Source organism: Ruegeria sp. CDSC025 (genome assembly GCF_059610805.1).
Map to the genome: position 1 here is coordinate 278,550 of NZ_JBXWOJ010000004.1, position 15,239 is coordinate 293,788.

14 protein-coding genes and 1 pseudogene are annotated in these 15,239 nt (G+C 56.8%); 8 read left to right on the top strand and 7 right to left on the bottom strand.

The window, feature by feature from the left end; translation table 11 throughout:
* Positions 1-105: 105 nt before the first annotated feature.
* From AC2FH8_RS08865 to AC2FH8_RS08895, 7 genes and pseudogenes are all read left to right on the top strand, one after another.
* Entirely contained in the window at positions 106-1,137 is a 1,032-nt protein-coding gene (locus AC2FH8_RS08865; RefSeq protein WP_271948730.1) for a LacI family DNA-binding transcriptional regulator, read from the top strand.
* 2 nt (positions 1,138-1,139) lie between these two features.
* Positions 1,140-2,444: pseudogene (locus AC2FH8_RS08870) on the top strand (GH1 family beta-glucosidase); the annotation flags it as partial.
* Between the two features lie 39 nt (positions 2,445-2,483).
* The gene (locus AC2FH8_RS08875) at positions 2,484-3,464 is read left to right on the top strand and encodes a glucokinase (protein WP_496689483.1); all 981 of its coding nucleotides are present in this window, start codon (positions 2,484-2,486) and stop codon (positions 3,462-3,464) included.
* Positions 3,465-3,500: 36 nt separating this feature from the next.
* A complete protein-coding gene (locus AC2FH8_RS08880) occupies positions 3,501-4,427 on the top strand; it encodes a carbohydrate kinase family protein (protein WP_142636120.1) in 927 nt (308 codons plus the stop codon).
* Between the two features lie 16 nt (positions 4,428-4,443).
* Complete coding sequence (locus AC2FH8_RS08885) at positions 4,444-5,109, top strand: D-lyxose/D-mannose family sugar isomerase (RefSeq protein ID WP_496689431.1); 666 nt, start codon at positions 4,444-4,446, stop codon at positions 5,107-5,109.
* Positions 5,110-5,236: 127 nt separating this feature from the next.
* The gene (locus AC2FH8_RS08890; RefSeq protein WP_496677238.1) at positions 5,237-5,506 is read left to right on the top strand and encodes a hypothetical protein; all 270 of its coding nucleotides are present in this window, start codon (positions 5,237-5,239) and stop codon (positions 5,504-5,506) included.
* Between the two features lie 9 nt (positions 5,507-5,515).
* A complete protein-coding gene (locus AC2FH8_RS08895) occupies positions 5,516-5,989 on the top strand; it encodes a hypothetical protein (protein ID WP_281972981.1) in 474 nt (157 codons plus the stop codon).
* A gap of 3 nt (positions 5,990-5,992) precedes the next feature.
* Here AC2FH8_RS08895 and AC2FH8_RS08900 read toward each other — a convergent pair whose 3' ends face one another.
* The 5 genes from AC2FH8_RS08900 to AC2FH8_RS08920 form a co-directional block, all read right to left on the bottom strand.
* On the bottom strand, positions 5,993-7,165 hold the full coding sequence (locus tag AC2FH8_RS08900) for an acetate/propionate family kinase (RefSeq protein WP_496689433.1): 1,173 nt from the start codon (positions 7,163-7,165) through the stop codon (positions 5,993-5,995).
* Positions 7,158-8,552 carry a bifunctional enoyl-CoA hydratase/phosphate acetyltransferase gene (locus tag AC2FH8_RS08905; protein ID WP_281972984.1) on the bottom strand — a complete coding sequence of 465 codons (1,395 nt, stop codon included), beginning with the start codon at positions 8,550-8,552 and terminating at the stop codon, positions 7,158-7,160. The genes AC2FH8_RS08900 and AC2FH8_RS08905 overlap by 8 nt, the downstream gene beginning before the upstream one ends.
* Positions 8,553-9,074: 522 nt before the next feature.
* Positions 9,075-10,151, bottom strand: a complete 1,077-nt coding sequence (locus AC2FH8_RS08910) for a helix-turn-helix domain-containing protein (protein WP_496689435.1) — start codon at positions 10,149-10,151, stop codon at positions 9,075-9,077.
* Positions 10,152-10,205: 54 nt separating this feature from the next.
* Positions 10,206-10,946 (bottom strand): hypothetical protein, encoded by a 741-nt coding sequence (locus AC2FH8_RS08915; protein WP_282027170.1) that lies wholly within the window; start codon positions 10,944-10,946, stop codon positions 10,206-10,208.
* A complete protein-coding gene (locus AC2FH8_RS08920; RefSeq protein ID WP_281972986.1) occupies positions 10,943-11,539 on the bottom strand; it encodes an RNA polymerase sigma factor in 597 nt (198 codons plus the stop codon). The genes AC2FH8_RS08915 and AC2FH8_RS08920 overlap by 4 nt, the downstream gene beginning before the upstream one ends.
* Positions 11,540-11,734: 195 nt before the next feature.
* Between AC2FH8_RS08920 and AC2FH8_RS08925 the strand changes: the two genes are divergently transcribed.
* Positions 11,735-11,920, top strand: a complete 186-nt coding sequence (locus AC2FH8_RS08925; RefSeq protein ID WP_496689437.1) for a hypothetical protein — start codon at positions 11,735-11,737, stop codon at positions 11,918-11,920.
* Positions 11,921-12,071: 151 nt separating this feature from the next.
* On the opposite strand, the gene AC2FH8_RS08930 is transcribed toward AC2FH8_RS08925, so the two are convergent.
* Together AC2FH8_RS08930 and AC2FH8_RS08935 are read right to left on the bottom strand one after the other, a co-directional pair.
* Positions 12,072-13,586 carry a M81 family metallopeptidase gene (locus AC2FH8_RS08930; protein ID WP_281995041.1) on the bottom strand — a complete coding sequence of 505 codons (1,515 nt, stop codon included), beginning with the start codon at positions 13,584-13,586 and terminating at the stop codon, positions 12,072-12,074.
* Positions 13,583-15,229 carry an amidohydrolase gene (locus AC2FH8_RS08935; RefSeq protein ID WP_281995040.1) on the bottom strand — a complete coding sequence of 549 codons (1,647 nt, stop codon included), beginning with the start codon at positions 15,227-15,229 and terminating at the stop codon, positions 13,583-13,585. Before AC2FH8_RS08935 ends, AC2FH8_RS08930 begins: the two co-directional genes overlap by 4 nt.
* Positions 15,230-15,239 lie beyond the last annotated feature (10 nt).

Below are 15,239 nucleotides of genomic sequence, written 5' to 3' on the forward strand. Positions count from 1 at the left end.
ATAAATATAAATATCAAACAAGATGTTCGTGAAATCTGTTGACCACCAGCGAAAATGCCCGCAAAAACAGGAATACGCAGTAATTTGTAGGCGCTTTGAACAAATATGAACCTAAAGCAGCTCTCTGAAATCCTTGGTTTGTCTCAAACAACCGTCAGCCGCGCGCTGAACGGATACCCCGAGGTCAGCGAAGCCACGCGCACAAGGGTTCAGGCCGCCGCAACAAAACACGGGTACCGCCCGAACAGCAGAGCCAAGGGTCTTGCGACAGGTCGATCACACGTGATCGGGCACGTGATTCCCAGCTCATCCCAGCATGAAATGGTTAACCCAATCTTTGGCGATTTTGTCGCCGGGGCTGCTCGTAGATATGCTGAACACGGCTATGACATGATGTTCACTAGCGCCGACGACACATCTATTGAACGCGCCTATCGCGACCTGTTTCAGCGTGGTGCCGTGGACGGTGTCGTTCTGCAGGGCCCCAAGGTGAACGAGCAGCGGATTGAAGTCCTCAATCGCATGGGCGCGCCCTTCATTGTGCACGGACGATCCACTGGAATAGACGCACCCTATGACTGGGTTGATGTGAACAACAAAAGCTCGTTCAAGCGCGCCACCCAGTTTCTGATCGACCTGGGGCATCGACGGATCGCCCTTATCAACGGACTTGAAGATATGGATTTCGCCCAACGCCGCCGGGCCGGTTACCTGCAGGCCCTGAATCAAGCCGGTCTGTCACCGGACCCTGAATTGATGCGCAGCGCCGAGATGACAGAGGTATATGGCCACCACGAAGCGCGCGATATGGCTCAACTTAAGAACCCTCCGACCGCCATCCTGGTTTCGTCAATGATTTCGGCCATCGGAGTTCGGCGGGCATTGAACGAAGCAGGGCTGCAGATGGGCCGCGATGTTTCGGTGATCGCCCATGATGACGACCTGTCCTATCTGAAAAACGGGCAGGATGTACCGATCTTCACCGCCACGCGATCCTCGGTTCGGTTGGCCGGTGAAATAGCTGCCGAAATGCTGATCGAACGAATAAATGCGCCCGAAGACCCGGCCAAAACTAGATTGCTGGAGGCTGAGCTGGTAGTTGGCGGCTCGACCGGTCCCGCCCCCAACAGGTTCTGAATATGAAATACAACCGCACTGATTTCCCCAAAGATTTCCTCTTTGGCGTCGCAACCTCGGCCTATCAGATCGAAGGCCACGCACAGGGAGGGGCCGGGCAAACCCATTGGGATACCTTTGCCAGGACCCCCGGCAATGTTGTGCGAAATGAAAACGGGGATCTGGCCTGTGACCACCTGAACCGGTTCCCGCAGGATCTGGATCTGGTGCGCGATGGCGGCTTTGATTGCTACCGGTTTTCAACCAGCTGGGCGCGGGTTCTGCCCGAAGGCCGTGGTCAGGTGAATGAGGCCGGGCTGGATTACTATGATCGGCTGGCCGATGCGCTGCTGGAACGCGGTATCCGCCCCTGCGCCACGCTTTACCATTGGGAACTACCTTCGTTTCTGGCCGATCTGGGCGGCTGGCGCAATCGAGATATCGCCGGGTGGTTCGCCGATTTCACCGAGGTCATCATGGGCCGCATCGGCGATCGGATGTACAGCGTCGCCCCCATAAATGAGCCGTGGTGCGTCAGCTGGCTGAGCCATTTCGAAGGCCATCACGCCCCGGGTCTTCGCGACATCCGTGCAACCGCCCGCGCGATGCACCACGTCCTTCTGGCCCATGGCAGCGCCATCGACGCGATGCGGGGCCTTGGCATGTCCAACCTGGGCGCGGTTTTCAACCTGGAATGGGCCGAACCCGCAGATGACAGCCCCGAAGCGCGCCGCGCGGCTGATCTGTATGACGGCATCTACAACCGGTTCTTTCTGGGCGGCGTTTTCAACAAGGCCTATCCAGACAACGTTCTGGAGGGGTTAGAGCCCTACCTGCCCGCTGGCTGGCAGGATGATTTCGACATCATCGGTACGCCGGTCGATTGGTGTGGTCTGAACTACTATACCCGCAAGTTGATTGCGCCTTCGGAGACCACCTGGCCCAGTCTGCAGGAAATCGCCGGACCGCTGCCCAAAACTCAGATGGGGTGGGAGATCGAACCCGCCGCCCTGACCCGGTTTCTGACCCGCACCAAGCAGGATTACACCGGGGACCTGCCGATTCTGGTGACGGAAAATGGCATGGCCAGCCCCGAACGGCAGCAGGATAGCGACCGGATCGACTATCTGAACCAACATCTTTCGGCGGTACAGGACGCCTTGGCACAGGGCGTGCCGATCAAGGGCTACTTCATCTGGTCCCTGCTGGACAATTACGAATGGGCGCTGGGATATGAGAAGAGGTTTGGCCTTGTGGATGTGGACTTTCAGACGATGGAGCGCACACCCAAGGCGTCCTATACCGCAGTACAAAACGCCCTGACGGGAAGCACAGTGTCCTTACCGCTGGCGCAACCGGCTGGGGCCATGCACGACCATTGGAACCTCGTGGCCGATATCGGCGGCACCAATACGCGGCTTGGCGTTATCACCAATGGTGAACTGACGGACCTGCGCAAATACCCCACCGGCAAACTGCCCGAATTGCTTGAGGCCTTTCATAGCCTGCGCGACGAGATCGGAACCGACCCACGGGCCGTGGTTGCCGCCGGGGCAGGACCTGTCCGCAACGGTACAATCAGGCTGACCAACGCCCAACTTGATCTGTCAGAGGATGATATCGCCCGGGCAACGGGCGCCCGACATACCTTTGTGATCAACGACTTCACTGCCGCTGCGTGGTCTGTTGCCGAAATTTCCCATGACAATGTTGAAGTCTTGCAAGGGGCCAAGCATCCGCCGACCGGCACTCGTCTGGTCGTCGGGCCTGGAACCGGGCTAGGTGTCGGATCGCTGCTATATTCGAATGGCCGCTATCACACGGTGTCCGGCGAAGGCGGCCATATCGGCCTCTCGCCCCGAAGTCAGGACGAGGTCGAAATATTCAACGCCGCGCGGCAGGTGGCCCCCGAGTGTTTTTTTGACGACACCCTGACACTTGAGGCGGAAATGTTCCTCAGCGGTACGGGTTTGCCGATCCTTTATCAGGCCATCGAACTGGCAGGGGGTCGGGCAAAGGCCGAGCCCCGAACCGCGCGCGATATCCTTCAGGATGCACGCGACGGAACCGATGCCCATGCCGTCAAGGCCGCGCATATGTTCACCACACATCTAGGCGCGGTCATGGGCGATCTGGCGGTCGTCATGATGCCTGCCGGTGGCGTGTTCCTTGTGGGTGGCGTGGCCGAAAAGAACCGCTGGCTGTTCAAGGACGCCTTCCGAGACGCCTTTAATGCCGGAGGCCGGTTCAGCGAGTTGCGCCGATCCATGAACCTGTATGTCTCGGAACAGGATGAATTTGGCATTGTTGGCGCTAACAATTTCTGTAAAAATGCGCTAAGGCGGTAGTCTGACCGCACGTTTCAGAAACAGAAAGGTCCCGGCATGATCCTATGCTGTGGTGAAGCCCTGATCGATATGATCGAGACGCCCACGATCTCGGGCGAACTGGGGTTTGTGCCCCATTCTGGCGGTGCGATTTTCAACACGGCTATTGCCCTGGGTCGATTGGATACGCCGGTGGGTCTGCTGACCGGGCTTTCCTCTGACATGTTCGGGCAACAGCTTATGGCCGCCCTCAAGGCCAGCCATGTTGACTCCGACCGGGTAATCCATTCGGACCGCCCGACTACATTGGCATTTGTACAGCTCAAGGATGGGCAGGCAGCCTACAGTTTCGTCGATGAAAACTCGGCCGGACGGATGTTGACGCCAGAGGATATGCCAACCCATCTGCCCTCGGTCTCGGCGCTGTATCTGGGCGGGATCAGTCTGGCATGCGAGCCTTGCGCAGATGCCTATGCGGCGGTGCTTGACCGCTTTGGATCAGAGCGCGCCGTCATGTTGGACCCAAACATTCGCCCGGATTTCATCCGGGATCAGACCCGGTATCGCACCCGGCTGAACCGCATGATTGCGCAAGCGGATATCGTCAAGGTCTCGGACGAAGATCTGAACTGGATCATTCCGGGCCCAGAAAGCCTTGCTGAAAAAGTTCCGCTGTTGCTGCAGGCAGGACCTTCGGTGGTGATCGTCACCCGGGGCAGCGAAGGCGCGATCGGGTATCTTGCAGACGGGTCCGACGTTTCTGTTCCCGTAAAAAAGGTCGAGGTCGTCGACACCGTTGGCGCCGGTGACACTTTCAACGCAGGCGTCTTGTCCGCCCTAGATCAATCAGGCCACTTAACAAAATCCGAATTGCGCACATTGCCAGCAAACGCCCTGCGCGTAGCCCTTTCGAAAGGGGCGGAAGTCGCCGCTGTAACTGTCGCGCGCGCCGGGGCAAACCCGCCCTGGGCCCATGAACTCTGACCCAACGAAGAAGCCGATGAAACGTTCCGAAATCAACGAAATCAAACCCGAGGCCGAGGCCTTTATCCGTTCCTTTGGCGCGGTGCTGCCGCCCTTTGCGGATTGGTCGCCCGAGAAAATGCGCAGCGAACAGGCCGCCGGTATCCGTGAACGCGGGCTTGGGTGGGACATAACCGACTATGGCCAGGGTCGGTTTGACGAACTTGGCCTGTTCCTGTTCACCCTACGCAATGGCGATGTCAGCGATCTGAACAAGGGGCAAGGCATGCTCTATGCCGAGAAACTGCTGGTGTCGCGGGACAAGCAGCTTTCGCCGATGCACCGGCACATCGTCAAAGCCGAGGATATCATCAACCGGGGCGGTGGCGATCTGGTGATGGAAATCTACGCCTCAGACCCTCAGGGCGGCATTGACCGCGATACCCCTGTGACCGTGCCTAGCGACAACTGCCCTGTGACGCTTCAACCTGGCGAACTGCTGCGGCTAAAGCCCGGTCAAAGCGTGACCTTGATGCCGGGTATCTGGCACGCGTTCTGGGCGGAAAAAGGCGATTGTTTGATTGGCGAAGTGTCTACCGTCAATGACGACCGAACCGACAACGTCTTCGAACAGCCGATCCCTCGCTTTGCGACAATCGAGGAAGACGCCATCCCGGATTTCCTGCTGGTTGCGGATTATTGACATTGGCGCATAGGCGCGCTGGCACCGGCTTTGAACCCGATAAGCCCCTTTTACTAAATCGGAAAATCAGTCTACCATGGGCGATACTGGCACGCAGATAGTGGTCTGCCGGGAAGGAGCCTGAGCAATGGTGACAAAAGCCGAGCTTGAAGCAGAGATCGCAGAGTTGCGACGGCAGCTTGCCGAGCAGCCACCGGCAAAAAACGCTTCGCCAGATAAAGGGGCTGACGCCCCGCCGCGCGAAACCATCGCCGACCGGCTTACAGATAACCTCGAATCCTGGTCCACACAGCTTGACGATATACTTGAGGAATTCGAAGATCTGCCGCACAGAAAATCAATTCTGTTTGCCGCTGGTATTTTTGCCCTAGGCTACATGCTTGGCCGGTCACGCTAGGAGACGCCCATGAGCCGCATATCCCGCAATGTCTCAGTCATTTTGCGCGCTGAACGCTTGATCGCACGCGCACAGCTTGCGATCTCCGTGAAACGGGCCGGGTTTTACATAGCCGCCGGAGTGGCGGTGGGCCTGGCGATCATCATGCTGAATCTCGCCGGATTTTTCTGGCTTTCCGCGATCCTGTCGAAGCCCGTTGCTGCGATACTTGTGGCGGGGACCAATCTGGTACTTGCTTTGATTCTGGTTCTGCTCGCCAATTCGATAAACCAACACGGCGATGCCTCGGCCGCAGTCGAACTTCGGGATATGGCGCTGCAAGACATTGAATCTGAAATCAGGGATTCCCTGGCCGAGGTCCAAAACACCGTAGCCGGAATTCGCCGCGACCCGGTTGGCGTACTGGCGCCCGAAGCCATCACGACCTTGCTGAGCATGCTGCTGAAATACGCCCGGCGCCGGAAAGAAACGCCGAACGAATAAGACCTATTCCAGAAAATTCACCGCAGCCCGCGCGATCACCATCTCCTCATTTGTGGGGATCGTCAGAATCCGGACACGGCTGAAATCCGTGGACAGGACTGTTCCACCATCGGCATTCCTGGCGTGATCCATTTCAATCCCGATCCATCGCATTCCATCACACACCATCTGCCGGATCTGGGCAGCGTTCTCACCAACGCCACCGGTGAAGACAAGCGCATCAATCCCTTCAAGTGCAGCGGACAGGGCGCCAAGCTCTCGCCGAATACGGAAGACGTAATAGTCGATTGCCTTTCGGGCTTCGGGCGTATCAGCGGCCAGCAACGTGCGCATATCCGATGATATCCCCGACAGGCCCAGCAGGCCGGATTTTCTGTACAACATTTCGGCAATCTCTTCTGCGGTCATTCCGTCCTGCTGCAGCATATACAGCACGACACCTGGATCCAGCTGACCGCAGCGCGTGCCCATCGGCAACCCGTCAAGCGCCGAGAACCCCATGGTCGAAGCCACAGCGCGCCCACCTGAAACCGCGCACATGGATGCCCCGTTTCCAAGATGGGCGATAACCACACGGCCATCATACAGACCCGGTGCCGTTTTTTTCAGCTTGTTCGAAATGTAGTCATAGCTCAGCCCATGGAACCCATAGCGGCGAACGCCTTTGTCATAGTAGCTTTTCGGCAAGGCAAAGGTGTCGTTTACCCACGGATGGGTGCGATGAAACGCCGTGTCAAAACAGGCAACCTGAGTTGTTCCGGGGAAGGCAGCGCTGGCTGCGCGAATACCCGCAAGACTGTAGGGCTGATGCAAAGGAGCAAAGGGAATAAACCCTTCTAAAGTGTTGATGACGGTGTCATCCACGCGCACAGGCTCGGAATAGACCGTGCCCCCATGCACTACGCGATGACCTATCGCGCGCACATGAATGTCAGGAAGATATTCCCGCGCCATTTCAAGAAATGCGTGGATTGCTTCATCATGGCTTTTGGTGCTCGACAGGGGACGATCTACTGATCTGCCGCCTGCCGACTGGGCCAATAGGCGTGGTGCATCACCTAAACGTTCTATTTGTCCGCGCCACCGCATGCTGGGACGGTTGTCGTCAACCAGTTCGTACAGCGCGAATTTCAGTGATGAGGACCCGGCGTTCAGTGCCAGAACATGGTCAGCCATGGAGTTTGCCTTTACTTGCATATGCATGAAGCGCCGCCACCGCGCAGGACGCCAGACGCGAGTCGTCATCATCCGAACGCGAGGTCAGGATAATCGGAGCCGCAGCCCCGACCACGATCCCTGCCGCCTCGGCATGAGAGATGAATGTCAGTTGTTTTGCCACCATATTGCCTGCTTCTATGTTTGGGGCGACAAGAATGTCCGCTGCACCAGCCACCTCGGACGTAATCCCTTTGGTGCGTGCCGCATTCAGATCGACCGCGTTGTCCATAGCCAGGGGGCCGTCAACCAACCCTCCTGTGATCTGACCCCGTTCGGCCATCTTCGACAGCAAGGCGGCATCAACTGACGACGCCATGCGCGGGTTGATCGTCTCAATGGCTGAAAGCACGCCTACCTTTGGGGTCTCAATCCCGATGGAATGTGCCAGATGGATCGCATTCTGAACAATATCAGCCTTGGTTTCGAGGTCAGGGGCAATATTCACGGCCGCGTCAGTGACCATGATCGGACGCGACATCCCGGGAACATCCATAACGAATATATGTGACAGCCTTCGCCCGGTTCTCAACCCGTTTTCGCGGCGCAGAACCGCGCGCAACAGGTCATCGGTGTGCAAATGCCCCTTCATCAGTGTTTGCGCCCTGCCCTCAACCACCAGGTCAACCGCGCGATGGGCGGCGGCTTGGTGGCCATAGGCCTCGATAATTTCAAATCCGGACAGATCGGCACCCAGTGCCTCGGCTGCGGCAGCGATTTTGCCGGGATCACCCACAAGGATCGGCGTGATAATGCTGTTGCTATACCCCAGCAAAGCACCCCCCAATGAGTTTGGCTCTTCAGGTGCAACAACAGCAGTTGGCATCGGGTCAAGGGGTCTGGCTTTCGCCAGTAACGCTTCGAAATGGCGGTGGCGTTGAACGATAAGTCCCGGCACCTCGATCGAATCGAATTCCATATGCTTTGCGGGCGGCGTGACTCGGACATCTCCGCTCAGGACCAGGGTGCTGTCGCCAACACGCCGAACCTCGGCGGTGCAGATAACATCACCATCGTCGGATTTTTCTGTAACCCGAACAACTGCGGTCAACTCATCTCCGGCCAGAACGATCGCGTGAAACCGTAGATTGGCCGCTCGGGTCTGGGTTCCCGCACCCGGCAAAATATTCCCCAAGACGGCAGCCACCAGACCGGCGGGCCAAAGCGCAGGGGCCACCGCCTCGGGGTGGCCGTCGCCGTCACCATCATAGGCCGCCAGATGCAGAGGATTGTGATCCCCCGATGCCGAGGCGAAGGCGTAAAGATCGTCAACCGTGCACAATCGTGTCAGCTGGGCTTCGTCTCCGACCTCGAGCTGTGAAAAGGTTCGGTTTTCCTGGATCTTCATTTGGTCAGGCCTTTTTTCAGACGGTGCATCGGCATGCCTCGGAATTGGCGGCGGGTCGCGGAGCGGGGCATTCTCGGTCACTATTCGACCTGTGCCAAATCCTCCAGATCGGATGGCGGATCCATACCTTCGCCAATAACACGTTCACCTACCTCTAGCCGATCCTCTGCTGACGGCAATAGGCCGGACAATGTTTCAGCAGCCCAATTTAAAATGATGGTTTGTTCGACAACAGCACTGCCCGGACCCTTCGAAGGAGTACTGCTCCTGAGGTGGCTTGCCATCCACACCGTCAACCAAGAATAGTTTTCACAAATTGCGAGTTAAACTTTTGATTTAAGAACCACTTTTGACATATATACGACCCGGCCAAACACTTTGCCGCCCTCAGACCTGTTCCCACTAGCCAGTAATGCGGGGGCAAAAATGGGATGGGCATTCACATCTGCACAGGCAAAAACCTGCGGAAGCTGGTATTCAATGCGGCAGACCGGGCATTTTGGTCTGATGGCCCTGTTTGGACTACAGCGCCGCTGTCCAAACTCTGTAACGTCCCTGCCCTGTCACCTCGCGGATCAAGCCCCTCCGGCTGAAACGGTCAATGTTGCGCTGAACCGCAGCGCGTGAGGCTTTAGTCAGCTCTTCCGCCAATGGGGCCGAAACCATTGGCCAGGCCGTAAACACGTCGATCAGTCTTGGTGGTGTGCGCCCGCTCAACTCTGCAGTGGTCTCTCTGGCGCGCTGCTCCCAGGCGCTGACCCGGTCCAGGTGCAGCAAGGCGGACAATACCGCCTGCCCTGTTCCCCTGATCCAGGCAGCAAGCTTTTCTGATGGTTCACCAACACCTCTCAACGCACCCGGACCCGACAGAACCAAGGGCATGAACACAGCCCCGCCCCGCCCCATCTTGGCCGCATGACGGGCGGCAATGATTGCAGCCTCGGTATCCTGTCCGATGCCTTGAGACAGGGCCCGCCAGGCATGAAAACCGATGGCGGCCTGCGTCACCGGGTGCAGCCCCTCGGAATTGCGCATGACTTCGGCAAGATCGGCGATGGCTTCGGGGACTTCGTCAATCCCCTGCGCAATACGATCTAAAAAGGCTGTCAGGCCGGTCTCCCACCCGCCATCCGATGGCGCGGCGCCGGATGTTAGCCGCCGTACGGCCCAACCCGCGCGGTACAGGGCCTGCACATCATCCCCGGTTGCACCAATCCGAAGCCCGGTCCAAAGCGCCAGCCGATCAACGCTGATCCGGTCTCCGGTCCACCATCCCAAATTGGATACATCCATCAGCGCCAGCCGGTGTGTCCACCCATCCGGGCCGGCGCGCAAACGTTCGTCCAAGGCGCCGAAACTAACTGCCAGGTCGGCCAGTTCCAACGACAGATCTGCCTGCGCCGCACGCCAGTCCCTGAGATCAAACAAAAGACTGCGGTCGACCCTTGGACCGGGCGGCAGGAAATCCTCGACAGCCTCTTCGTCAGGTGGCAGGAACCACAGATCATCCTCATCAGCGTCGTCATCATCATAGATGCTGCGCGGGCCGAGGGGGTCCTCGTCCTCATCCGGATCGGGAATGACGGGTGTGGTGGTCATGTCCTCTATATTTCTGGTATTTCCGCAGGTTCACAAGGCGTTTTTGACGCGACCTCAGCTTGCAAAGGTCGCGGTTAGAATATCCAGCTTACTTTCCAGGTCAGTCTGATCGCTGTCACCAATCAACATATAGCCATAACCGTCTTTGGACCAGGTCGCCGTCGCCAACCCGCTGAGCACTGCCTCTTTCAAATCCTTGCTTGGCGCGCCTTCACCCTGACGAATGACACAGAAGGCAAAAGGCTGGCCCTGTTCATTCGCAAAGACCACTTGAACCAACGGTTTGCCCCTGAAGGACAACACCTGCGCACGCTTCAATTCCATCCCCGGCAACGCCTCAAGAGTGTCACGTCTCAAGGACAGACCCAGCTGTGCCTCGGCCTGATCAAACTGAGTTGTCAACGCCTGTTCCGAGCTGTCCATCCCCGCGATCGTGTCCGCCGCATATAGTGATTGATAGATCGCCGCCTGCTCAGCCCACCCCATGGGCTGAGGCCTGGTTACCCAATATGTGGCCGACACAGAAATCACCGCGACAGATGCAGCTACTGCCAACAGGCGCAGAGGACCGCCACTGGTTTTTATCTCGGCATTTGGGTCAGGCAAAACCACCTGGGGCATCTCGGCCGGGACATGTTCAAACACCGCTTGTACCACCGGTGCGAATGGATCAAGCTCCATCAGGCGCGCCTCAAGCTCGGGTTCGGCCGCAACCGCAGCTTCTATCGCCTGAGCCTCGGCTTCATTCGCTTTGCCTTCCAGGTACGCTTTGAGAACTTCATCGGAAAACTTCATTTGCGACTCCGTCGAACGGCATCTGCCGCCTCATGCTGCATCACGACTTTCAGTTTTTGTCGCGCATTGGACAGCCTGCTCATGATCGTTCCTATTGGCACCTCCAGCAATGCTGCGGCCTCGCGGTAGCTATAGCCTTCGACATAGACCAGCATCACCGTTTCTCGCTGTGCTTCTGGCAACTGCATCACTTGGGTAAACACTTCGGCGGCGAATATATTCGTTTCCGAGTCCGGTCCGGATGCAATCAGCTCTGACTCTGGGGTCAACGACAGTGCCTGCGCTTTTCGGACCGAGCGGGCACGCAGCTCATTCAACCAGATTGAACGGCAGATCGTCATCAACCAACTGTCCAACCGCTCAAATGACGTGACCTGGTGGTGGCGTTCAAGCGCACGCAGGCAAGTAGCCTGCAACAGATCATCGGCCACTTCGGAAGCACCCGACAGGGCAAGCCCAAACCGCCAGACGCGCCTCGAATGCGTCTGGATCGCGCCGCGCACGGCCTGCTCGGAACTCAATTCACCGACCATAGTTTGCTTCACGACCTCTATCATTTTCACGAACCAGGTTCGCTGGGTCAGGCCTGACATACCCTGCGCGGGAAAGAAATGGAACTTATGTTGAAAAGGAAAGTACCATGCGGTCTTTGAAATTGCCCGTGATCTGATCGGAAATCCGCAGGCTCTGATCGAAACATCCTCACTAGGAACGGAGTCTACATCCAGACAGCCGGATCAAGGAGATGGGTTTAGGTCGCGAAGATACACGTACATAACAAGTTCGACATGCAGGCTTCGGTCGATTTGATGCTTGCGATCAAGGACACGATGAAACCCCTCGTCGATCAGGGCATGTTCATGGATGAAGTCCTGGCGCAAAATCCGTTATCCGTCTTTGAGAAGTTCGCCTGGTTTCACATTCTAACCGAGCGGATGACGATGATTATCTATTGTCTGCTGGCAGAGAGCTGAAATTCTCTTGGCCGAAATCACCTCCTAGAATTTGGCCGTCGAGAATAAGGGCACAATGCGAGGCAGTTAACTGCCTCGCTCAAAACCCCACACAGCCCGCAAAAGGCGCGCTTCACAGATGATAATGGACCCGCAAGATCAGCGGAATTCGCTAGCCTGTGCCAGTTGAGGCAACGGTAGCGCAGCGAGTGTTAACCAGCCTTCTGGAGATACAAGTGTAGGGGATTTCTTCCAGGTTGCAGAGAAAGGCACCTGGCGAAGAAACGGAACAGATATTTCCTGCAATAGGTTCGAAGTCCGCTCGGAAATGTACGGTGCTTTTTACACAGATAACCGCGTAGTTCTTTGGGTCTAGTCCGATATGAGTAAAATGTGCGCGATCAAGACATTGGTTCCGTATACTTGTGACAACAAGGTCAATACTTGCCTCGTGCCCAACCAAACGTAGGGCAGCTGTCTCGCCCAGCGTAGCTATCCCACCGCCATACATTTTTCCGGTATAGCGACAAAGGCCATCACCCAAAGCCAGAACTTCAAACTCTGCTTTGACTGGAACGTGCCCAGCCAAGTTGGACTTTGCACCGACCGCAAGTTTTACCCGTGCACCTTCTCCTGCCTCATGGGCTTGTTTTGCACTTTCAGGGTCATGGAACAGACCCATTAAGACACTCTTTGTCCCGCCCTCAATCAGTGCTGCCAGCAGGCCAGTAGTATCTGATGTCCCGCCCGCACCAGCGTTGTCCTGGACATCTGCGACAACAATGGGTTTTCCCCGCCTCTCGCGACATATCGAAACCGTTTCCTCTAGAGACAACATTGAACAATCAAGATCGGCTTCGCGAGATACGAACAAATGCACGACTTCTTCCGCGGCAGCAGCAGCTTTCTGGGCTGTGGCCGCGTAGGCAAGACATGATGGGCCTGTGTCTGAGAAGTCCGCAGCGGTGAAGCCAAGGGCGATTTCTGCCAGAATTTCCTGCTTCTCAAATCTTTTCGGCAATTGATAGATCTCGCTGAATGGCTTGGAGCCCGTATGTTGCGCATGCAGAGGGATGAGGTAAGGCACCGGTTGGAAAGCCTTGTAGAGCGTTTCGCCCGCTAGCAACCGCTGCAGGACAGGAACGCATCGTGCGCCCGTTTCCGCCATATCCAAGTGGGGATAGGTTCTAAAAACAGACAAATAGTCTGCATTGTCGACCATCTCAGCCGAGATGTTGGCGTGAAGGTCCAAACTTGCGACCACTGGCACTTCGAAGCCCACAACTTCACGTACACGACGCAGAAGCTCTCCCTCACCGTCAGCGAAGCTTTCGGTGACCATTGCCCCATGGAGATCGAGATAAACGCCATCAATGTCACCCACAACCCGGATGCGATCCAACAACATCTCGCAAATTGTTTCGAATGCGTGATCGGTTACATGTGCAGACGGCTCGGCAGAACACCACAGGGTTGGTGCGACTTCAAATCCTGCTGCCGCTGCAGCCTTCGCAAAACCGGCGATAGGTAGGTTCATGCCAAACGTTTCCGATATCACCTGCGCACCGTGCAACATGCTGGGCCAGGAATCGGCCATCTCAAACTCGTGCAGACCGGCCTGCGTCACACCAAAGCAATTAGTTTCATGCTGAAAACCCGCGATCGCAATACGCTTGGTCGCCATCATGTGTGCTCGATTTCTTGTTCGGCATGGGGTGCAGAAAAAACACTTTGGCCATTGCGGATCGTTTCAAGCACCCGCGTATCTGTCAGACGGTCCGGATCGTGCAGTGGATTACGCGAAAGGACAACAAAGTCAGCAACTTTACCCGGTTCGACAGAACCGCGCTGCTCGTCCTTGAAGACTTGCCAAGCAGCGTCGATGGTCTGAGCGCGTAAGGCTGACAGAACGCTGATCTTCTGATCTTCACCGAGCACGCGGCCAGAAACGGATTTTCGATTTACCGCACAGTGGGCAAGATGAATCGGACGCGTCGGAGTGACCGAGGCATCATTGTGGATTGTATATCGCAAGCCAAACCGCTCAGCAGACGCCGCAGGGGATATCCGCTCGGAGCGCTGCGGCCCCAAGAACGTATCGTAGTGGCGATCACCCCAAAAATGTATATGAGCCGGAAAAAAGCTGACGGTAAGTCCAAGCTGGACCATACGCTCCAACTGATCATCCCGCAGAGCCTGTCCGTGGATAATGGTGTGGCGATGATCTGGGCGGGGATGCGCAATAAGCGCCTTTTCCACCGCATCTATGAACATCTCGGCACCGGCATCACCATTGCAGTGGCAATGCATTTGCAAGCCCTTGCTATGGAGTTTTCTGACGTCGGCATCTAGCTGTTCTTGTGAGGTGTAAACCATCCCACAAGGGTGACAGGGATCGGATGGCTTGAAATACGGGGTAGACAAAAACGCGGTCTGCAACTGAAAAGCCCCGTCCGTGAACAATTTGCGCGGACCCAGTGTGAAATGCGGGTTGCCGGGCCAGTTCGTACCGATCCAATGCTCGGACAATTCGGGTTCCAGACTTCCGACAGGTAAGAGCTCAATGTCTATTCCAGGATCCAGATCCGCGGGCTGGCTGGCAAAGTGTTCCAACATGGTTTGCGACGCCCAGGCGTTTTGGGCATAGGTCACACCATAGGATAGGTATTCGTCACGACAGGCCTCAAAGCCTTGCCAGAACCTTTCGCGGTCAATCAGGAAATCAGTATCGCCCATCTCGCCCATGGCCGATAATCCTTCGATCAATCCCGTCAGGGCTCCGGTTTCAGGATCACGGCCAAAGCGGCCGCCTTCTGGATCAGGTGTTTGACAGTTTAACCCGCGCCTCTGAAGGGCAACAGAATTGGCTACGCCACAGTGCCCCGACGCATGAATAACCCAGATTGGATGACGCTGTGATACATCGTCCAGCTCAGCCCGCGTAGGCATGCGGCCTTCGCGAATGGCAGTATTATCAAACAACACCCCCATGACCCATTCACCCTCGGGCGTCTCGCCAGCCTTTTCCCGAATCCTGTTCAACGCCTGCGCCATGTGCTTGCAGTCCCCTAAAGGGGGCGACGATAAGTCGACACGGAACAGCCGTATGAACCCTGGATCCGGGAAATGCCCGTGCGGGTCGATAAACGCCGGCATCAGTGTACGACCTTGAAGGTTATACTCATGTGAGTCAGCCGGCATGCGTGCGCGCAGATCTGCTTCAGCACCGACGGCCTGAATTCTTTTGCCCTCGGTCAGAACAGCCTCGGGAGAGGAGTTCTGTGCATCCATAGTCAGGATTGTGCCGTTAAAATATAGTGTGCTTGGCATCGGGTTTCCT